At 74.6% G+C, this 18,218-nt stretch carries 17 protein-coding genes; 10 read left to right on the top strand and 7 right to left on the bottom strand.

Features of this window, described 5'->3' with window-relative positions; genetic code table 11:
- Positions 1 to 48 precede the first annotated feature (48 nt).
- Positions 49 to 642: a TIGR03086 family metal-binding protein gene (locus tag I4I82_RS24050; RefSeq protein ID WP_218596030.1), complete on the top strand. Its 594-nt coding sequence runs from the start codon at positions 49 to 51 to the stop codon at positions 640 to 642.
- The gene (locus tag I4I82_RS24055; protein ID WP_218596031.1) at positions 615 to 1,004 is read left to right on the top strand and encodes a DUF1801 domain-containing protein; all 390 of its coding nucleotides are present in this window, start codon (positions 615 to 617) and stop codon (positions 1,002 to 1,004) included. The genes I4I82_RS24050 and I4I82_RS24055 overlap by 28 nt, the downstream gene beginning before the upstream one ends.
- Here I4I82_RS24055 and I4I82_RS24060 read toward each other — a convergent pair.
- The gene (locus tag I4I82_RS24060) at positions 982 to 1,881 is read right to left on the bottom strand and encodes a LysR family transcriptional regulator (RefSeq protein WP_218593964.1); all 900 of its coding nucleotides are present in this window, start codon (positions 1,879 to 1,881) and stop codon (positions 982 to 984) included. The two genes, I4I82_RS24055 and I4I82_RS24060, sit on opposite strands and share 23 nt — an antisense overlap.
- A gap of 82 nt (positions 1,882 to 1,963) precedes the next feature.
- Between I4I82_RS24060 and I4I82_RS24065 the strand changes: the two genes are divergently transcribed.
- The 3 genes from I4I82_RS24065 to I4I82_RS24075 are packed head-to-tail and all read left to right on the top strand — an operon-like array spanning position 1,964 to position 4,501.
- Positions 1,964 to 2,653, top strand: a complete 690-nt coding sequence (locus I4I82_RS24065; protein ID WP_218593965.1) for a CoA transferase subunit A — start codon at positions 1,964 to 1,966, stop codon at positions 2,651 to 2,653.
- Positions 2,650 to 3,297 (top strand): 3-oxoacid CoA-transferase subunit B, encoded by a 648-nt coding sequence (locus tag I4I82_RS24070; RefSeq protein ID WP_218593966.1) that lies wholly within the window; start codon positions 2,650 to 2,652, stop codon positions 3,295 to 3,297. Before I4I82_RS24065 ends, I4I82_RS24070 begins: the two co-directional genes overlap by 4 nt.
- Positions 3,290 to 4,501 (top strand): acetyl-CoA C-acetyltransferase, encoded by a 1,212-nt coding sequence (locus I4I82_RS24075; protein WP_218593967.1) that lies wholly within the window; start codon positions 3,290 to 3,292, stop codon positions 4,499 to 4,501. The genes I4I82_RS24070 and I4I82_RS24075 overlap by 8 nt, the downstream gene beginning before the upstream one ends.
- Positions 4,502 to 4,575: 74 nt before the next feature.
- Here I4I82_RS24075 and I4I82_RS24080 read toward each other — a convergent pair whose 3' ends face one another.
- The 5 genes from I4I82_RS24080 to I4I82_RS24100 all read right to left on the bottom strand — a co-directional run bounded on the left by I4I82_RS24080 (position 4,576) and on the right by I4I82_RS24100 (position 9,182).
- Positions 4,576 to 5,919 (bottom strand): MFS transporter, encoded by a 1,344-nt coding sequence (locus I4I82_RS24080; RefSeq protein WP_218596032.1) that lies wholly within the window; start codon positions 5,917 to 5,919, stop codon positions 4,576 to 4,578.
- A gap of 63 nt (positions 5,920 to 5,982) precedes the next feature.
- Complete coding sequence (gene catC, locus I4I82_RS24085) at positions 5,983 to 6,285, bottom strand: muconolactone Delta-isomerase (protein WP_218596033.1); 303 nt, start codon at positions 6,283 to 6,285, stop codon at positions 5,983 to 5,985.
- A complete protein-coding gene (gene catA, locus I4I82_RS24090) occupies positions 6,282 to 7,133 on the bottom strand; it encodes a catechol 1,2-dioxygenase (protein ID WP_218592402.1) in 852 nt (283 codons plus the stop codon). The genes catC and catA overlap by 4 nt, the downstream gene beginning before the upstream one ends.
- A gap of 31 nt (positions 7,134 to 7,164) precedes the next feature.
- Positions 7,165 to 8,268, bottom strand: coding sequence for a mandelate racemase/muconate lactonizing enzyme family protein (locus I4I82_RS24095; protein WP_218592401.1), 1,104 nt, complete (start codon positions 8,266 to 8,268; stop codon positions 7,165 to 7,167).
- Positions 8,265 to 9,182, bottom strand: coding sequence for a LysR substrate-binding domain-containing protein (locus tag I4I82_RS24100; RefSeq protein ID WP_218592400.1), 918 nt, complete (start codon positions 9,180 to 9,182; stop codon positions 8,265 to 8,267). The genes I4I82_RS24095 and I4I82_RS24100 overlap by 4 nt, the downstream gene beginning before the upstream one ends.
- Positions 9,183 to 9,389: 207 nt before the next feature.
- On the opposite strand from I4I82_RS24100, the gene benA reads away from it, so the two are divergent.
- The 5 genes from benA (at position 9,390) to I4I82_RS24130 (ending at position 17,412) form a co-directional block, all read left to right on the top strand.
- Positions 9,390 to 10,748 carry a benzoate 1,2-dioxygenase large subunit gene (benA, locus tag I4I82_RS24105; RefSeq protein ID WP_218592399.1) on the top strand — a complete coding sequence of 453 codons (1,359 nt, stop codon included), beginning with the start codon at positions 9,390 to 9,392 and terminating at the stop codon, positions 10,746 to 10,748.
- The gene (gene benB / locus I4I82_RS24110) at positions 10,745 to 11,263 is read left to right on the top strand and encodes a benzoate 1,2-dioxygenase small subunit (RefSeq protein ID WP_218592398.1); all 519 of its coding nucleotides are present in this window, start codon (positions 10,745 to 10,747) and stop codon (positions 11,261 to 11,263) included. Before benA ends, benB begins: the two co-directional genes overlap by 4 nt.
- A 10-nt stretch (positions 11,264 to 11,273) precedes the next feature.
- On the top strand, positions 11,274 to 13,961 hold the full coding sequence (benC, locus tag I4I82_RS24115) for a benzoate 1,2-dioxygenase electron transfer component BenC (protein ID WP_218592397.1): 2,688 nt from the start codon (positions 11,274 to 11,276) through the stop codon (positions 13,959 to 13,961).
- Positions 13,962 to 13,980: 19 nt separating this feature from the next.
- Positions 13,981 to 16,659, top strand: a complete 2,679-nt coding sequence (locus I4I82_RS24125) for a helix-turn-helix transcriptional regulator (RefSeq protein ID WP_226370227.1) — start codon at positions 13,981 to 13,983, stop codon at positions 16,657 to 16,659.
- A gap of 426 nt (positions 16,660 to 17,085) precedes the next feature.
- On the top strand, positions 17,086 to 17,412 hold the full coding sequence (locus I4I82_RS24130) for a putative quinol monooxygenase (protein ID WP_218592396.1): 327 nt from the start codon (positions 17,086 to 17,088) through the stop codon (positions 17,410 to 17,412).
- On the opposite strand, the gene map is transcribed toward I4I82_RS24130, so the two are convergent.
- The gene (gene map, locus I4I82_RS24135) at positions 17,409 to 18,179 is read right to left on the bottom strand and encodes a type I methionyl aminopeptidase (protein ID WP_218592395.1); all 771 of its coding nucleotides are present in this window, start codon (positions 18,177 to 18,179) and stop codon (positions 17,409 to 17,411) included. The two genes, I4I82_RS24130 and map, sit on opposite strands and share 4 nt — an antisense overlap.
- Between the last annotated feature and the right edge of the window lie 39 nt (positions 18,180 to 18,218).

An 18,218-nucleotide genomic window follows, 5' to 3' on the forward strand; every position in this document is an offset into this window, starting at 1 on the left:
CCCGTCCCCCGGCCGATGAGTACGGGGGTCCCCCGTCGTCCTACCCCCATGTCCACCACCTCGGTCCCCGACCTGGCCCCCGCCGCCGACCGCGTCGCCGGGCTGCTCGACGGCGTCCGCGACGAGCAGCTCGAGGCCCCGACACCGTGCGCGGGCACGTCCGTCGGCGCGCTGCTGAGCCACCTGCAGATGCTGTGCGGAGCGTTCCGCACCGGCGCGGAGAAGGGCGCCGACCCGGGCCCGCCGCCGCCGGAGCCGCCGCCGCTCGACCCGCGGTGGCGCACCGCGCTGCCCGTGGAGCTCGACGCGCTGGTCCGGGCCTGGCGCGCGCCGGGGGCGCTGGAGGGGAGCACCTCGGTCGGCGGCGTCGCGATGCCGGCCGGCGACGTCGCCGTCGTCGCGCTGGACGAGCTCGTGCTGCACGGCTGGGACCTCGCCCGCGCCCTCGGGCGCCCCTACGAGGCCGACCCGGAGAGCGTGCGGGCGTGCCTGGGGTTCGTGTCGGCGGTGAGCGTGCCGGAGGGGGTCCCGGGGCTGTTCGGCCCGCCGGTGCCGGTGCCGGAAGACGCCCCGGAGCTCGACCGCCTCCTCGCGCTGAGCGGGCGCGACCCGGCGTGGACGCCCGTCGGCGCGTCGCGGTGAGCGACGTCGACGACCACCTCGCCGCGCTCGACCACCCGCTGCGCGACGCCGTCGCCCGGCTGCGGACCGCGGTCCTCGGGGCCGACCCCGGGATCACCGAGCACGTGAAGTGGAGGTCGCCGAGCTTCTGCCACGGCGGCGTCGACCGCGTGACGTTCCGGCTGCGCCCGCATCAGCTCGACCTGGTGCTGCACCGCGGGGCGAAGGTCCGTGCCGACGCGGCGTCGTTCGTGTTCGACGATCCCACCGGCCGGCTGCGCCGGCCCGGCCCGGACCGGGCGGTGCTCACGCTCGAGGGCGCCGAGATCGACGCCCGGACGCCGGAGGTGGTCGACCTCGTCAGGCGGTGGGTCCGGGCGTGACCGCGCCGGGGAGCAGGTCGAGCAGGCGCGCGAGGGCGGCGGAGGGGTCGCCCGGGCGCCAGACCGCGGCCACCTCGACGGGGTGCGCCGCCTCCCGGACCGGCCGGACGACGACCCCGCGGTGCCCCGGCGCCGCCACCGACGACGGCACGACGGCGAGCCCGACCCCGGCCGCGACCAGCCCGAGCACGGTCTGCACCAGCCACACCCCGCGCTGCGCGACGCGCGGCGCCACCCCGGCGTCGGCGAACAGCGCGGTGACGGCGGCGTGCAGGCCGGGCACGTCGTGCTGCTCGGGGAGCACGAACGGCTCGCCCGCTACGTCGGCCAGCGACACGGTCGCCGACTCCGCCGCGGGATGGCCGACGGGCAGGGCGAGCACGAGGTCCTCCGAGGAGATCCGGCGCTGGGCGAGGTCCGGCTCGCGCAGCGGGAGGTAGAGCACGGCGACGTCGAGGCGCCCGTCGTGGACCGCGCGCAGCAGCGCGTCGGGCGGACGCTCGGTGAGCACGAGCTCGACGCCGGGGTGCGCGGTGCCGTAGGCGCGCAGCAGCGGGGCGAGGGCACCGTGGATCGCCGACGGGACGAACCCGACGGCCAGCCGCCCGACGGCGCCCTCGGCGACGCGGCGCACCCTCCGCGCGGTCTCCTCGTAGTCGGTGAGCAGGCGGCGGGCCTCGGGGAGCAGGGCCGCGCCGGCGGCTGTGAGCCGGACTGCGCGGCGCGAGCGGTCGAACAGCACGGCGCCGAGGTCCTTCTCCAGCGCGGCGATCTGCTGGGAGAGCGGGGGCTGCGCCATGTGCAGGCGCTGCGCGGCGCGGGTGAAGCTGAGCTCCTCCGCGACCGCGACGAAGTAGCCGAGCCGGCGGTAGCGCATCCGCGCATCCTAGACGTCGGACGTCTACTAGGCGATGAATCAGATGTTGGACGTCTGCGTCGGCGGGTGGTCAGCTGGGGGCATGACCCCCTCCTCCCTGACCGGGCGCGGCACGCCGGTCCTCGACCCCGCCGCCGCGGTGGCGCGCATCCCGGACGGCGCCACCGTCATGGTCGGCGGGTTCGGCCTGGTCGGCGCGCCCCTGACGCTGATCGACGCCCTGCTCACCGCCACCGCCACCCGCGACCTCACGATCGTCAGCAACAACCTGGGCGAGCCCGGGCGCGGGCTGGGGAAGCTGCTCCTGGAGGGCCGGGTCCGCAAGGCCGTCGGCTCCTACTTCACGAGCAACCCCGACGTCGTCGCCGCCTACCAGGAGGGCCGCCTGGAGATCGACCTCGTGCCGCAGGGCACGCTCGCCGAGGCGATCCGGGCCGGGGGAGCGGGCATCGGCGGCTTCTACACGCGCACCGGCTGGGGCACCGACCTCGGCGAGGGCCGCGAGGAGCGCGTGATCCGCGGCGAGCCGCACCTCTACCAGGAGAGCCTGCGCGCCGACGTCGCGCTGGTCCGCGCCCGCGCCGCCGACGCGCTGGGCAACCTCGTCTACGCCAGGACCGCCCGCAACTTCAACCCCGACATGGCCACGGCCGCCGACCTCGTGATCGCCGAGGTCGACGAGGTCGTGCCGGTCGGCGCGCTCGACCCGGAGGAGATCGTGACCCCGCACCTGTTCGTCGACGCCCTGGTGCTGTCCGGGGGTGCGCGATGAACGCTCAGGAGATCATCGCCACCCGCGTCGTGCCGCACATCCCGCCCGGCGCGGTGGTGAACCTCGGCATCGGCATCCCGACGCTGGTCGCCGACCACCTGCCCGAACACGCGGCTCATCTGCAGACCGAGAACGGCCTGCTCGGCGTCGGCCCCACCCCGCTGCCCGGCGAGGCCGACCCCGATCTCGTCCACGCGGGCAAGAAGCCCGTCACCGCCCGGCCCGGCGCCTCGTTCTTCGCGAGCTCGGACTCGTTCGGGATGATCCGCGGCGGGCACGTGGAGGTCGCCGTGCTCGGCGCCCTGCAGATCGACGCCCGTGGCCGCATCGCCAACTGGTCGGTGCCCGGCAAGCCGGTGCTCGGCGTCGGTGGGGCGATGGATCTGCTGGTCGGCGCGGGGACGGTCGTCGTGGCCACCACGCACACGGCCAAGGACGGCAGCCCGAAGATCGTCGAGGAGTGCTCGTACCCGCTGACGGCGCAGCGCGCGGTCGATGTCGTCGTCACCGAGCTGGCGACGTTCCGCGTGGTGGACGGCGGGCTCGTGCTCGTCGACCTGGCCGAGGGCGTCACCCTCGACGAGGTGCGGGCGCAGACCGCGGCCCCGTTCCGCGTCGGGATCCCGGAGGCCGTCGATGCGTGAGGTCGTGATCTGCGAGCCGCTGCGGACGCCCGTCGGCGGGTTCGGGGGCGCCCTGCGCACCGTGCCCGCGCACGTCCTCGGGGCCACTGTCGTCCGGGCGCTGCTGGAGCGCACCGGGCTCGACCCCGCCGCCGTCGACGAGCTCGTCCTCGGGCAGAGCTACCCGACGATGGACGCCCCGGCGGTCGGGCGGGTCGTCGCGCTCGACGCGGGGCTGCCCGTCACCGTCACCGGGCAGCAGGTCGACCGCCGCTGCGGCTCGGGTCTGCAGGCCGTGCTCACCGCCGCGATGCAGGTGCAGACCGGCGTGAGCGACGTGGTGCTGGCGGGCGGCGTCGAGTCGATGTCGCGCGCCCCGCACTACTCGTCCGACATGCGCTGGGGCGCCGGAGCGGGGCCGGGGGTCCTGCTGCACGACGCGCTGGCCCGCGGCCGCGTCACCGCCGGCGGGGAGCACTTCCCGGTGCCCGGCGGGATGCTGGAGACCGCGGAGAACCTGCGCCGCGAGTACGGCATCGGGCGCGCCGAGCAGGACGCGTGGGCCGTGCGCTCGCACCGGCGGGCCGCGGCCGCGCAGGAGGCGGGCGTGTTCGCCGAGGAGATCGTGCCGGTCACGGTGCCGGGGCGGCGCGGCGACACCGTCGTCGAGCGGGACGAGCACATCCGGCCCGACTCGACCGTCGAGGTCCTGGCCAAGCTCAAGCCCGTGCTGCGCGCGGGCGACCCGGACGCGACGGTCACGGCGGGCAACGCATCGGGCCAGAACGACGGGGCCGCGATCGCCGTCGTCACCACGCCGGAGCGGGCGGCCGAGCTGGGCCTGCGCCCGCTCGTGCGGCTCGTCTCGTGGGCCGTGGCCGGGGTGCCGCCCGCGACGATGGGCATCGGCCCGGTGCCCGCCACGGCGCTGGCGCTGCAGCGCGCCGGGCTGGCGCTGGCCGACGTCGACCTGATCGAGCTGAACGAGGCCTTCGCGGCGCAGGTCCTGGCCGTGACGCGGGAGTGGGAGCTGACCGACGGCGACCTGGAGCGTGTGAACGTCCACGGCTCGGGCATCTCGCTGGGCCACCCCGTGGGCGCCACCGGGGCCCGCATCCTCACGACCCTGTCGCGGGAGATGGTGCGGCGCGGGGCGCGGTACGGGCTGGAGACCATGTGCATCGGCGGGGGCCAGGGGCTGGCGGCGGTGCTGGAGCGGGTCTGACGGAGGTTCAGGAAAGCCACGTTCCCGCCATCTGGTGGCGGGAACGTGGCTTTCCTGAACCCGGGGGCGGGGAGTCAGCGCGCCCGCGCCACCACCGGCTCGTCCGCGACGACGGCCGGGGCCGGGGCGCTCCGGGCGCGCGCCGGCACCACCAGCGCTAGTGCCGCACCCAGCACCGACACCGCCACGAGCACGTAGAAGATCGTGTTCAGCTCCAGCCCGGCCGCGATGAGCAGGCCGCCCACCACCGGGCCGCCGATGCCGCCCAGGCGCCCGAACCCGGCGCACCAGGCGACGCCCGCGCTGCGCACGTTCGTCCGGTAGTAGGTGGCGACGAAGCCGTAGATGAGGATCTGGGTGCCGCTGGTGCCCAGCCCGACGACGGCGACGAACGCGAGCAGCACGCCGAGCGGGAACCCGGCCGTCAGCAGGGCCATGGCGACGCCCCCGAGCAGGAACGACGCCGCGACGACCCGCTTGGGTCCGAAGCGGTCGGCGATCCGCGACGCCCCCAGGGCGCCCAGTACCGCGCCGCCGTTGAGGACGAGCAGGAACGCCAGCGAGCCGTTGGTGGAGAACCCGGCGCGGCCCATCAGCTCGGGGAGCCACGTGTTGAGGGCGTAGACCAGCAGCAGGCCGAGCGCACTGAGCAGGCCGAGCGCGATCGTCGGCAGCAGGTAGGGGGCCCGGAACAGCCCGGCGAACCCGGCCCGGCCGGAGGGCTGCGGCGCCGTGCCGGGCGCGGCCGGCTCCTCGACGCTGACGCCGGTGCGGGCGCCGACCGCCCTGGCCTCCTCCATCCGGCCCCGCGACGCCAGCCACGCGGGCGACTCCGGCATCTTCAGGTAGGCCAGCGGCAACAGCGTGACCAGCGGCAGCGCGCCGATGAGGAACATCCCGCGCCAGCCGATGGGGCCCAGCAGCAGGATCGCGAGCAGCGCGGCGAGCAGGCTGCCCAGCGGCACCCCGGAGTAGGCGATCGCGTTGAGCAGGTTCCTGCGGCCCGGCGGCGCGAACTCGGCGACGAGTGCCCCGGTGGTGGCCACGAGCGCCCCCACCCCGATGCCGGTGGCGAAGCGCAGCAGGCCGAAGGCGGTGGTGGTCGTCGCGAGCGCGGTGAGCGCCATGCCGACCGAGAACCAGGCGTAGGCGGTGAGCATGACCGTGCGGCGGCCGATCAGGTCGCCGACGCTGCCGGCGAGCAGCGCCCCGACCAGCACGCCGATCAGGGCGTAGCTGCCGAGCGCCCCGGCCAGCGCCGGGGTCACCTCGCCGATCTCGCCGGGGCTGCGCAGGAACAGCGGGACCAGCGTCCCGTAGACCACGAGGTCGTAGCCGTCGAAGACCAGCCCGGTCGTCGCGAGCGCGACGATCCAGGTCACGGAGCTGCGGCGGAGCACGTCGGGTGGAGCGTTCATGTCGTCTCCTGGGTGCCGCCGCAGGGCAGACCTATGGCGGGGAAGGGTGTGGGAGGGGGGCCCTCACGGGGCGGGAGCGTCCAGGGCGATGTCCGACGGGTGTGCCGCCAGCGGCGTGATCGTCATCGTCATGTACGGGAAGAGCGGGAGGCCCCAGAGGATCTCGTGGAGCTGGGCGTTGCTCTCCACCGCGAAGACGGAGAGGTTGGCGTACTCGCCCACGCAGCGCCAGATGTGGGGCCAGTGGCCGGAGCGCTGCCACTGCTGCGAGTAGGCCTTCTCGCGGGCGAGCAGGGCGGCGCGCTCCGCCGGGTCCATGTCCGGCGGGAGCGCGACGTCCATGCGGACGGCGAAGTGCTGGCTCATGCCACGGGGTCCAGCGCGAAGTCGTAGGTCACCTCGTTGCCGGTGCCGGACGCGGCGGGGGTCGGACGGAGCACGAGCTCGGGCTTCACGGCCTGCGCGACGTCGTCGGCCACGTACTCGCCGCCGTCGAAGTAGAGCTGGGTGGTCACGAGCTGCCGGCCCGGTGCCGACACCTTGAGGTGCAGGTGCGCGGGGCGCCACGGGTGCCAGCCGGCGGCCTCGACGAACGCGCCGGTCGAGCCGTCGGTCGGGATCTGGTACGGCGCGGGCTGGATGGTGCGGAAGGCGAAGCGGCCGTCGGCCGCGGTGCGGATCTGTCCGCGCAGGTTCCACTCCGGGATGCCGGGGGTGAACTGGGAGTAGAAGCCGTCGTCGTCGGCGTGCCACAGCTCGACCAGCGCGCCGTCGAGCGGGGCGCCGTCGAGGTCGGTGACCGTGCCCCGGAACAGGAACGGCGTGCCGGCCTCGTCCTCGCGCATCGGCAGGATGGCCTCGCTGACCGACGCCGGGGCGCCCGGCTTGTAGTACGGGCCCTCGATGGTGCCGATGGCGCCTTGGCGGTCGGCGTTCGCGACCTCCTCGACGACGTGCTCGACGAACACGTCCAGGAACAGCGGCCACTCGCCGTCCTCGCCCACGCGGATCAGCCACGCCTTGAGGGCGTCGTACTCGGCGTAGGTGACCTGGTGCCTGCGCACGACCTCGTGCAGTGCGGCGAGGGCGTCGGTGGAGATCGCGCCCACGCGGGCGTGGTCGACGGGGCCGGCTGCACGCTCCTTCTGCGTGAAGGCGGCGGTGGCGTTGCGGCCGGAGTCGGCGGCGGTGGCCCGCGCTTCCGTGGTGGTCATGGTGGTCTCCTGAGCGTCAGCGGTGCAGGGTTCAGACGTCGGTGCGGTAGTGCGCGAGCTTGTCCGGATCGATCTCGATACCGAGGCCGGGACCGGTCCGGACGGCCAGCTCGCCGCCGCTGATCTGCAGCGGCACGGTGAGCAGGTCGTCGCGCATGTCGAGGAAGTTGGAGAGCTCGCCCGCGCGCCGCGCGGTGAGCCGGTGCGCGGCGCCGAAGGCGACGGCGCAGGCGGTGCCGAGCTGGCCGTCGATCTGGTTGCCCAGGACGACCTCGGCGCCCATGCCCGCGCACTGGTGCAGGATCTGCTGCGAGGTGGTGAAGCCGGTTCGCGCCGTCTTGATGCTGATCATGGTGGCCGAGCCGCCGAGCAGCTCGCGGGTCACCTCGGCGGGCGTGGTGGCGCTCTCGTCGGCCACGGTCGGCACCCCGGTGCGCCCGACGAGCCAGCGGCGGCCGAGCACGTCGTCGGCAGGACAGAGCTCCTCGGCGAGGGTGAGGTCGAGGTCGGCCATGGCGTCCAGCGAGCGGGCCGCCTCCGAGGGGGTCCAGCCGCGGTTGCCATCGACGTAGAGCTCCACGTCGGGGCCGAGCGCGGCGCGCAGGGCCCGGCACGCGCCGACGTCGAGCGACACCGGCCGGCGTCCGACCTTCACCTTGAACGTGGTGATGCCGTAGGTGTCGCGGACGCGCTGCGCCTCGGCGACCATCACGTCGTCGGGGGCGAAGCCGACCATGTGCGACACGCGCATCCGGTCGGTGAACCCGCCGAGCAGCGCCGAGACTCCGACGTCGAGGGTGCGGCCGAGCACGTCCCACAGGGCCATGTCGATCGCGGCCTTCGCGGCCGGGTTGCCGACGGTGCGGTCCATCCGGGCGTGCACGGTCTCGCGCTCGAGCAGGGAGAGCCCGACGAGCTCCGGCGCGAGGATCTTCCCGATCACCGCGATGATCGACTCCTGCGTCTCGCCGTAGGTGTAGGGCCGCGGCGGGGCCTCCGCGACGCCGACCAGGCCGTCGTCGCTGTGGACGCGGACCAGCACGTGGTCGGCGGTGTGCACCTCGCCGCTGGCGAAGCGCAGGGGCTTGCGGTAGGGGATGGCGAACGGGATCGCCTCGATGCGAGCGATCTTCATCGGGTGCCTCCGGGTGCGGGGACGGGCGCGGGCGGCACGAAGCCGTTGGCCTCCAGCGCGCCGAGCAGGTGGGCGAGTGCGGGGGAGTGGTCGTCGGTGCGCCAGGCCAGGGCCAGGTCGATGTGCACGTCGTCGGCGACCGGGACGTAGCGGACGCCCTCGACGCGCAGTGCGTGCACCGACTCCGGCAGCAGCGCGACGCCGAGGCCGGCGGCCACGAGGGTGAGCATGATCGAGGTCTCGGCGACCTCGTGGGCGCGCGTCGGGAGGAACCCGGCGGCCAGGCAGGCCTGCGTGACGGCGGCGTCGACGACGGACCCGCGCGCGGAGTAGACGACGAAGTCCTCGTCGCGCAGCTCCGCGAGCGCCACCGGCTCGTCGCCGACGAGGTGGTGGCTCTGCGGGACCGCGAGCACCAGGCGCTCGCGGTCGATCGTGCGGGAGCGCAGGCCCGAGCGGCGCATCGGCGGCCTCAGCACGGCGAGGTCGATCCGGTCCTCGGCCAGCGCGAGCTCCTGGGCCGGGGTGAGCAGGTCGGGCACGTAGCGCAGGACCAGCCCGGGGGCCTCCCGCGCGGCGATCCGGGCGAGCTGGGGCAGGTGGCGGTGGGCGGCGAGCCCGGTGCAGCCGACGCGCAGCAGCCCGGTGCTGCCCTCGCCGATCACGCGGACGCGGTCCTGCGCGGCGTCGACGGACTCCAGGATGCGCACGGCGTCGTGCAGGAACGCCTCGCCCGCCGGTGTCAGGTCGACGCGGCGGGTGGTGCGGTCGAACAGTGTGGCGCCCACCTGCGACTCGAGCTGGCGGATCGCCTGCGAGAGCGGCGACTGCGCCATGTGCAGGCGCTCGGCGGCCTGCCCGAAGTGCCGGGTGCGCGCCACCTCGACGAAGTAGCGGAGCTGGCGGATCTCCATGCGTCCTCCTCCGTCGGCTGTGGGCCGTTCCGAAGGTAGGTCCGCCGACACGGATGCGCAAAGACGCAGTCAAGCCCGACTGAGACGTACAGCATCTGGAAAAGACCTGGGTCGCTGCTCGGGTTTCACCTGACGCGGTCCCTGCGGCGGGGCGTCAGAGTCGGGGGAACCGAACCCGCCCCACCGCCGACCCGCTGGAGCCCGCCTGTGACCACCACCGATGTGTCCCACGTCCGCGAGGTCCTCGCCGACGCCGTCGTCGACGACCGCGACGCGGGCACCTACCGCGCCAACCGCCGCATCTTCACCGACGAGGAGACCTTCGAGCTGGAGATGCGGCACATCTTCGAGGGCAACTGGATCTACCTCGCCCACGAGAGCCAGGTCGCGAACCCGGGCGACTACTTCACCACCCACATCGGCCGCCAGCCCGTCGTGATCACCCGCGGCAGGGACGGCGAGCTGCACTGCCTCATCAACGCCTGCGCGCACCGCGGCGCGATGCTGTGCCGCCGCAAGACCGACAACCGGCCCACGCTGACCTGCCCCTTCCACGGGTGGACGTTCCGCAACGACGGCCGGCTGCTCAAGGTCAAGGACCCCGAGGGTGCGGGCTATCCGGACACCTTCGACAAGGACGGCTCGCACGACCTCACGAAGGTCGCGCGCTTCGACTCCTACCGCGGGTTCCTGTTCGGCAGCCTCAACGCCGACGTCAGCTCGCTCGAGGAGCACCTCGGCGACGCGACGAAGGTGATCGACATGCTCGTCGACCAGTCGCCCGACGGGCTGGAGGTGCTGCGCGGCTCGTCGACCTACACCTTCGACGGCAACTGGAAGGTGCAGGCCGAGAACGGCGCCGACGGCTACCACGTCAGCGCGACGCACTGGAACTACGCCGCCACCACCTCCCGCCGCGGAACCGGGGAGTCCACGAACTCCACCAAGGCGCTCGACGCCGGCGGCTGGGGCAAGTCCGGCGGCGGCTACTGGTCCTACCCGAACGGCCACCTGTGCCTGTGGACCTGGGCCGCGAACCCGCAGGACCGCCCGCTGTGGGACCGCATGGACGAGCTCAAGGAGCAGTTCGGCGACGCCAAGGGCGAGTTCATGGTCAAGGGCAGCCGCAACCTGTGCCTCTACCCGAACGTCTACCTGATGGACCAGTTCTCCACGCAGATCCGGCACTTCCGGCCGATCGCGCCCGATCGGACCGAGGTCACGATCTACTGCATCGCCCCCAAGGGCGAGAGCGACGCGGCCCGCGCGCACCGCATCCGCCAGTACGAGGACTTCTTCAACGCCTCGGGCATGGCCACCCCCGACGACCTGGAGGAGTTCCGCTCCTGCCAGATCACGTTCCGGGCGACCGCGGCCCCGTGGAACGACATGAGCCGCGGCGCCGAGCACTGGCTGACCGGTCCCGACGAGGTCGCGCAGTCCCTCGACATGCACGGCGTCGTCTCCGCGGGCGTGCGCAACGAGGACGAGGGGCTCTACCCCGTCCAGCACGGCTACTGGCGGCAGACCCTGCTCGCCGCGATCGGCGAGGAGGACCAGGCATGACCACCACGGAGTCCCGCACCGGCACGCTCATCACCCAGAACGCCATCGAGCAGTTCCTCTACCGCGAGGCCCGCTACCTCGACGACCGCGAGTTCGAGAAGTGGCTCGAGTGCTACGCCGACGACGTCGTCTACTGGATGCCCTGCTGGACCGACGACGACCGCCTCGTCGAGGACCCGCAGCGCGACATCTCGCTGATCTTCTACGACAACAAGGGCGGGCTGGAGGACCGCGTCTTCCGCATCCGGACCGAGCGCTCCAGCGCCACGTCGCTTCCCGAGCCGCGGACCAGCCACAACATCAGCAACGTCGAGGTGATCGAGCGCCGCGGCGACCTGGTCGATGTCCGGTTCAACTGGCACACCATGTACTTCCGCTACAAGACCGTGGACCCCTACTACGGCACCTCGTTCTGCACGATCGACTTCTCCGGGGAGGCCCCGCTGATCCGCCGCAAGACCGTGGTGCTCAAGAACGACTACATCCACCACGTCGTCGACGTCTACCACTTCTGAGGGGGCTGCCATGTCGCACCAGGTCGCCCTCGCCTTCGAGGACGGGGTCACGCGCTTCATCACCTGCGGCGAGGACCAGACGGTCGCCGACGCGTCGTACCGGGCGCGCATCAACATCCCGATGGACTGCCGCGACGGGGTCTGCGGCACGTGCAAGGCGCTGTGCGAGTCCGGTGAGTTCGACGGCGGCTCCTACCTGCAGGACGCGCTCTCCCCCGACGAGGAGAGCGCCGGCTACGTCCTCACCTGCCAGATGAAGCCGCGCTCGGAGCTGGTGCTGCAGATCGCGAGCACCTCGGCCGTCGCGAAGACCGCCGCGGCGACGCACCGCGGCACGGTCACCGCGCTCGACCGGCTCTCGCCGAGCACCGTCGCGCTGACGGTCGAGATCACCGACCGGGCGGAGCTCGCGTTCCTGCCCGGGCAGTACGTCAACATCGCCGTGCCGGGCACCGACGAGTCGCGGTCCTACTCGTTCAGCAACGGGCCCGCCGACGAGGCGCTGACGTTCCTCGTCAAGATCACGCCGGGCGGTGTCATGTCGACGTGGCTCACCGAGCGCGCCGCCGTCGGCGACGAGATCGCCCTCACCGGCCCGCACGGAAGCTTCTTCCTGCGCGAGTCCGACGACCCGCTGCTCCTGCTCGCCGGCGGCACCGGGCTCGCCCCGATCCTGTCGATCCTGCGCACCCTCGACGCCGGCGGCAGCACCCGCCCGGTGCACCTGCTCTACGGCGCCACGACCGACGCCGACGTCGTCGAGCGGGAGACGATCGAGTTGCTCGCCGGCTCGATCCAGAACATGACCTGGGACCACTGCGTCGCCGACAAGGCCACGACGGCGCAGCACCAGGGCTACGTGACCTCGCTGATCGAGCCGGGGCACCTGCACGACGGCGCCACCGCCGTCTACCTCTGCGGGCCCCCGCCGATGGTCGACGCGGTGCGCGGGCACTTCTCCGACGAGGGCATCACCCCGGGCGGCTTCTACTACGAGAAGTTCGCGCTGGCGGCGTCCCGCGACGCCGACGTATCCGACGCCGTCGAGGAGCCCGAGGTGGAGGGCGAGGACCAGGAGGTCGAGGTCCCCGCCGAAGCCCGCACGCTGACCGAGCCGGCGGAGGAGGACCTGCTCGTCCTCACCGGCGAGGGCCGGGACCTGGCCGGGCAGACCGTGCTGCCCGCCGCGGAGCTCGCGGCGCTGGGCGTCACCGTCTCCCGGACCGCCGACGACGCCCGCGGCATCTGCGGCCAGTCGCTGTTCGGCGCGGTCTCCGGCGACGGTTCCGTCGCGCTCGATCCCGGGGGGGACCTGCTCGTCGCCGGCGGCCGGACCGTCGCCGGCCAGGACCTCTTCCCGGCGGCGGACACCGCGCCCCTCGTGGCGCCGGTACCCGATCGGCCGGCCAGCGCCGTCGGCACCGGCGGTTACCAGATCGGCGAGGAGCACCCGTCGGTCCACGAGTCCGACGCGATCTTCGACGCCCGCCGCGCGCTGGAGCTGGGCGCGCTGGAGCTCGTCGTCGGGCGCCTGACCTCGCAGCAGGTGCACGGCTACCGCCTCCTCGCCGAGGCCACCGTGCCCTACGTCGACGGCGACCGGTTCGTCGACGCCGCCGGCTACACCGAGACCAACGCGGCGTTCCACGACTACCTGTTCACCCTCACCGGCAACGAGCACCTGTCGCAGGCCTACCGGGCGCTCGGGGTGAAGGGGCACATGGAGCAGTCGCTGCGCACCGCGACCTGGTGCCACCCGAGCTGCACCCGGGACCACCTCGACATCGTCGACGCGATGGAGGCGGGCGACCGCGAGGAGGCGCGCCGGCTCGTCGGCGAGCACGCCGACCGGTCGAAGGAGACCACCCGCCGCGCGATGGCCGACAACACCGCCGCCCGGCGCCCGCGGTTCGTCACGCCGGGCCGCTTCGACGGCCGCGTCGTGGCCGTCACCGGGGCGGCGCAGGGCATCGGCCGCCGGGTCGCGGAGCGCGCGGCCGCAGAGGGTGCGCAGCTGGTGCTGGTCGACCGCTCCCCGCTCGTGCACGAGGTCGCCGGCGGCCTGTCCGCCGACGGCGCGAAGACGCTCGCCGTCGAGGCCGACCTGGAGAGCTGGGACGGCGCCGAGGCGGCGCTGCGCGAGGCCGCGGGCTGGCAGGGGCGCGTCGACGTGCTGGTCAACAATGTGGGCGGCGCGATCCACTTCAAGCCGTTCGTCGAGTTCACCGCCGAGGAGATCTCCGCGGAGATCACCCGCTCGCTGATGCCCACGCTCTGGTGCTGCCGGGCCGTCCTGCCCGGGATGGTCGGCCAGGGAAGCGGGGTGATCGTCAACGTCTCGTCGGCGGCCACCCGCGGCATCCACCGGATCCCGTACTCGGCCGCGAAGGGCGGTATCAACGCGATCACGGCGTCGCTGGCGCTGGAGTACGCCGACGCGGGGATCCGCGTGGTCGCGACGGCCCCCGGCGGCACGGAGGCGCCGCCGCGGCGGATCTCCCGGGGCACGCCGGAGGCCCGCACGGAGCAGGAGCGCGAGTGGTTCCAGGCGCACATCGACCAGACGCTCGGGTCGTCGCTGCTGGGGCGCTACGGCACGCTCGACGAGCAGGCCGCCGCGATCCTGTTCCTGGCCTCGGACGAGGCGTCGTACGTGACGGGCACGGTGCTGCCCGTCGCCGGTGGCGATCCCGGCTGACCGGCCTACGGTGAGCGGCGTGCAGCCGGCCGACGAGGACGTCCACCTGGTCGGCCGGTCCGCGCAGCTCGACCGGCTCGCCGCGCTGGCCGACCGGGCGCGGGCGGGCTCGCCGGTCGTCGCCGTGGTCGAGGGGCCGGCGGGGGTGGGGAAGTCGGCGCTGCTGCACCGGTTCCGGCGCGGGCGCCCGGGCGTCACGTGGGTGGCGGGGCTGTCCTGGGAGCGCGACCGCCCGGGCGAGCTGGCGCGGCGGCTGCTCGACGCGCCCGACGCCGGCACCGACCCGGTCGCGCTCGGCACCGCGCTCGTGCGCGCGTGGGGTGCGGCGCCGCACGTCGTGGTCGTCGACGACGCGCTGGACGCCGACCCGATGTCGCTGCAGGCGCTGGCGTCGGCGGCCGCCCGGCTCGACGACGCTCCGCTCCTGCTGCTGCTCGTGCGCTCGGGCGCCGCGGGGGCCGAGGCCGTCGACCTGCTCGACCGGCTGCCCGCCGTCCGGCTGCCGGTGCCGCCGCTGACCCCCGAGCAGACCCGCCTGCTCGCCGCCCGGGCCACCGGCGTCGACCTCCCGCTGCCCGTCGCCCGCCGCCTGTCCGACCACGTCGGTGGCATCCCGCGCCACCTGCTGGAGGTCCTGCGCGACGCCCCGCCGGTGCGGTGGTCGGACTGGCAGACCCGGCTCCCCGCGCCCACCACGGTGCAGCGCCGCGTGGAGGCCGCCCTGCTCGCGTGCTCCCCGCCCGCGCGGGCGCTGGTCCAGGCAGCGGCGGTGCTCGGGGCCGAACCGGTGCTCGCCGACGCCGTCGTGCTCGGGGAGGTCGACGAACCGATCGCCGCGCTCGACGAGGCCTGCGCCGCCGGGCTGCTCGCCCTGCAGGCCGGGCACGGGCTCGACGCGCTCGCGTTCCCCGGGCGCTTCGTCCGCGGGGCGGTGCACGCGACTCTCGCCCCCGCGCGGCGCCACGACCTGCACCTGCGCGCGGCCGAGGTGGTCACCGACGAGACCGACCGGCTGCGCCACCGCGTCGAGGCGGCGCCGCTGCCCGACCCGACGCTGGCCGACGAGCTCGTCGCGCTGGCCGAGCGCAAGGCGGCCGAGGGGGCGTGGGCCGTCGTCGCCGGGGCGCTCATCGACGCCGCGCGGATCAGCCCGAGCCGCGCCGACCGCGAGGACCGCCTACTCCGCGCCGTCGACGCGCTCGCCGGTGCCGGGCTGCTGGGGCAGGCGGTGGACGCGCTGGCGGAGGTCGAGGCGCTGCCGTCGGGCCCGCACCGCGACGCCGTGCTGGCCTACGTCGCCGTGCAGCGTGGGCGCCGGGCCGAGGCCGAGTCCTACCTCGACGCGGCGTGGGAGCGGCGGGGGACCGACCGCGCTGCCGCGGCTGTCGTGTGCCAGCGGCGGGTGCTGCACGCGCTCGCGGAGTGGGACGGCGACGGGCTCGTGCGGTGGGCGGGCCGGGCCGTCGAGCACGCGCAGCCGGACGCGCCCGCGGCCGTCGAGTCGCGGGCGATCGTGGGGCTGGGGCACGCGGCGCGCGGCGAGGTCGCCGAGGCGTTCACGGCGTACCGGGCGGCGATCGCGGAGAGCCCGAGCGGCCCGCAGCACCAGCGCGCGCGGATGGGTCTGGGCTGGCTGCACCTCGCCCAGGACGACCCCGACGCCGCGCGGCGCGAGCTGGAGTACGCGGTGCCGCCGGTGTCGGCCACGGCGTCCGCGGCCGGGCGCACCGGCTCGAACCGGATCTCGCTGTGGGCGCTGGCCTGGCTCGCGCGCACCCGGTTCGCGCTGGGCGACTGGTCCGGTGCGCTGGAGGCCGTCGACCGGGCGGAGCTGCTCGTCGTCGCCACCGGGCTGGAGCTGCTGCGCCCGCTCGTGCACGGCACCGGGGCGCAGGTGCGAGCACTGCGCGGCGAGCCGGACGCGGCCGAGCGGCACCTGCGCCTGGGCGGCGCTGCCGCGCTCGACTACACCGTGATGGCCGTGCCCGCCCTGCTCGCGCGCGCCCACGTCGCGGAGGCGGCGGCCGACTACGGCGCGGTGGTCCGCCACCTCACCCCGCTCGCCGTCCGCAGCCCGCGCGGCGGCATCGACGAGCCCGGCTTCTGGCCCTGGCACGACGTCTACGCGAACGCGCTGGTCCGCACCGACCGCCTCGCCGAGGCCGACGCCTTCCTCGCCCCGCTGGAGGCGGCCGCCGCCCGCCGTCGCCACCGCTCGACCGGCGCCCGCCTCGGTGTCGTCCGCGGCCGGCTGCTCGGGGCCCGCGGCGACGTGGCGGGCGCCGAGGCCGCGTTCGCCCGCGCCCGCGACCTCCTCGCCCCCCTGCCCCTGCCCTACGACCGCGCCCGCACCGACTTCGCCCACGGCCTGACCCTGCGCCGCGCCGGCCGCCGCCGCGACGCCGCCGAGCTCCTGACCACCGCCCGCCAGGAGTTCGCGGCGCTGGGCGCGCAGGTCCACGTCGACCGCTGCGACCGCGAGCTCAAGACCGCCCGCCCGTCGGCCGGCACCCCCGACGGCCTGACCGAGCAGGAGCGCACAGTCTCCGCCCTGGTCGCGACGGGGATGAGCAACAAGGAGGTGGCGGCGGAGATGGTGCTGTCGGTGAAGACGGTCCAGTTCCACCTCACCCGGGTCTACGCGAAGCTCGGGGTCCGGTCGCGGGCGGAGCTGGCGGCGCGGAGGGCGGGGGGCTGACGCCCGCCCCGCCGGGTCGGCGGTCCGGTGTCCGGGACCGACCGCACCGCCGTCGCGGTGGCCGCACCGCCGTCGCGGCAGGGGTGCGGCCTGCGGAACGGCGGTGCGGTGGCCCGGGGTGCTGCACGGTGGGGCGGCCGGCGCAGGCACGGGGCTGCCCCGGACCGCCCGGTCCGCACCGACGATCACCGAGCCGTGATCACCAGGAGTGCGCCGCCACGGTCCCCGCCACGACCGCACGGTCACACTCCCGGCGATCACCCCCGCTACGCGCCGGTCCCACGCTCGGCCCGCACCCCAACCGGCTCACGAGCACCGTGGCCGCCGCCCACGAGAACGCGCGAGACCCCGAACGCTCCGCAATGAGACACCACCACCCCACCCCGGTGCGGTACTCCTGACGCACACCGACGCAGGGGAGACACCGTGATCTTCATCGTGATCAGGATCGACGTCCGTCCGGACAAGCGGGAGGACTTCCTCGCCGGCATCACCCGCTACTCCGCCCAGGTCCGCGAGGAGCCGGGCAACCTCGTCTTCAGCTGCTTCGCGAGCGTCGAGCGGCCCGACGAGTACGCGGTCCTCGCCAACTACGTCGACCAGGCCGCCGGCGAGGCCCACGTCACCTCCGAGCACGCGCAGTGGTTCTTCGGCTGGCTGCCCTCGGTCGTGGCGTCGGTGCCGAGGATCGTCTACCAGGAGCTGCCGGGTGACCCGTGGTCGGAGATGGGCGAGGTGAAGCTCGAGAGCTAGTCGGCGGGGTTCGTCAGCACGCGCGCGGCGCCGTCGGTGATCGCGATCGTGTGCTCCGAGTGTGCGGTGCGGGAGCCGTCGGCGGAGCGGATGGTCCAGCCGTCGGCGTCGTAGGTGATCTCGTCGGTGCCGGCGGCGAACCAGGGCTCCAGGGCGAGGGTGAGGCCGGGCTGCAGTCGCAGTCCCCGCCCGGCCTTGCCCTTGTTCGGGACGTGCGGGTCCTCGTGCATCGTGCGGCCGAGCCCGTGGCCGCCGAACTCGGTGTTGACCGGGTAACCGGCGGCCTTCGCCACGGCGCCGATCGCCGCGGAGATGTCGCCGAGGCGGTTGCCCGGCACCGCGGCGGCGATCGCGGCGGCCAGCGCCCGTTCGGTGGCCGCGACCAGGTGCTGGTCCTCGGGCCGCGGCGTCCCCACGATGACGCTGCGGGCCGAGTCGGCCACCCAGCCGTCGACGGACACCGCGATGTCCATGCTCAGCAGGTCCCCGTCGCGCAGCACGTAGTCGTGCGGCAGCCCGTGCAGCACGGCGTCGTTGACCGACAGGCACACCACGTTGCGGAACGGCCCCCGCCCGAACGACGGCGCGTAGTCCCAGTAGCAGGACTGCGCCCCGCGCTCCTCGATCATCGTGCGCGCGCGCAGCTCCAGGTCGAGCAGGTTCACCCCCACCTCGGCCCGCCCGGCCAGGTCGGCGAGCAGCTCCGCGACGAACGCGCCCGTCACCCGCATCGCGTCGATCTCCCGGGGCGTCTTGAGCTCCAGCACCGATGTCCTCCACGCCTCGTCCCGTTGTCGGTATACAAA

It is taken from the genome of Pseudonocardia oceani (assembly GCF_019263585.2).
In the GTDB taxonomy this organism is placed as follows: Bacteria; Actinomycetota; Actinomycetes; order Mycobacteriales; family Pseudonocardiaceae; genus Pseudonocardia; species Pseudonocardia oceani.

Excerpts from the sequence above, each read along its gene's own strand:
- I4I82_RS24050 (WP_218596030.1), top strand. The coding sequence starts at position 49 with ATGTCCACCACCTCGGTCCCCGACCTGGCCCCCGCCGCCGACCGCGTC.
- I4I82_RS24060 (WP_218593964.1), bottom strand. The coding sequence starts at position 1,881 with ATGCGCTACCGCCGGCTCGGCTACTTCGTCGCGGTCGCGGAGGAGCTC.
- I4I82_RS24065 (WP_218593965.1), top strand. The coding sequence starts at position 1,964 with ATGACCCCCTCCTCCCTGACCGGGCGCGGCACGCCGGTCCTCGACCCC.
- I4I82_RS24070 (WP_218593966.1), top strand. The coding sequence starts at position 2,650 with ATGAACGCTCAGGAGATCATCGCCACCCGCGTCGTGCCGCACATCCCG.
- I4I82_RS24075 (WP_218593967.1), top strand. The coding sequence starts at position 3,290 with ATGCGTGAGGTCGTGATCTGCGAGCCGCTGCGGACGCCCGTCGGCGGG.
- I4I82_RS24080 (WP_218596032.1), bottom strand. The coding sequence starts at position 5,919 with ATGAACGCTCCACCCGACGTGCTCCGCCGCAGCTCCGTGACCTGGATC.
- catC (WP_218596033.1), bottom strand. The coding sequence starts at position 6,285 with ATGAGCCAGCACTTCGCCGTCCGCATGGACGTCGCGCTCCCGCCGGAC.
- catA (WP_218592402.1), bottom strand. The coding sequence starts at position 7,133 with ATGACCACCACGGAAGCGCGGGCCACCGCCGCCGACTCCGGCCGCAAC.
- I4I82_RS24095 (WP_218592401.1), bottom strand. The coding sequence starts at position 8,268 with ATGAAGATCGCTCGCATCGAGGCGATCCCGTTCGCCATCCCCTACCGC.
- I4I82_RS24100 (WP_218592400.1), bottom strand. The coding sequence starts at position 9,182 with ATGGAGATCCGCCAGCTCCGCTACTTCGTCGAGGTGGCGCGCACCCGG.
- benB (WP_218592398.1), top strand. The coding sequence starts at position 10,745 with ATGACCACCACGGAGTCCCGCACCGGCACGCTCATCACCCAGAACGCC.
- benC (WP_218592397.1), top strand. The coding sequence starts at position 11,274 with ATGTCGCACCAGGTCGCCCTCGCCTTCGAGGACGGGGTCACGCGCTTC.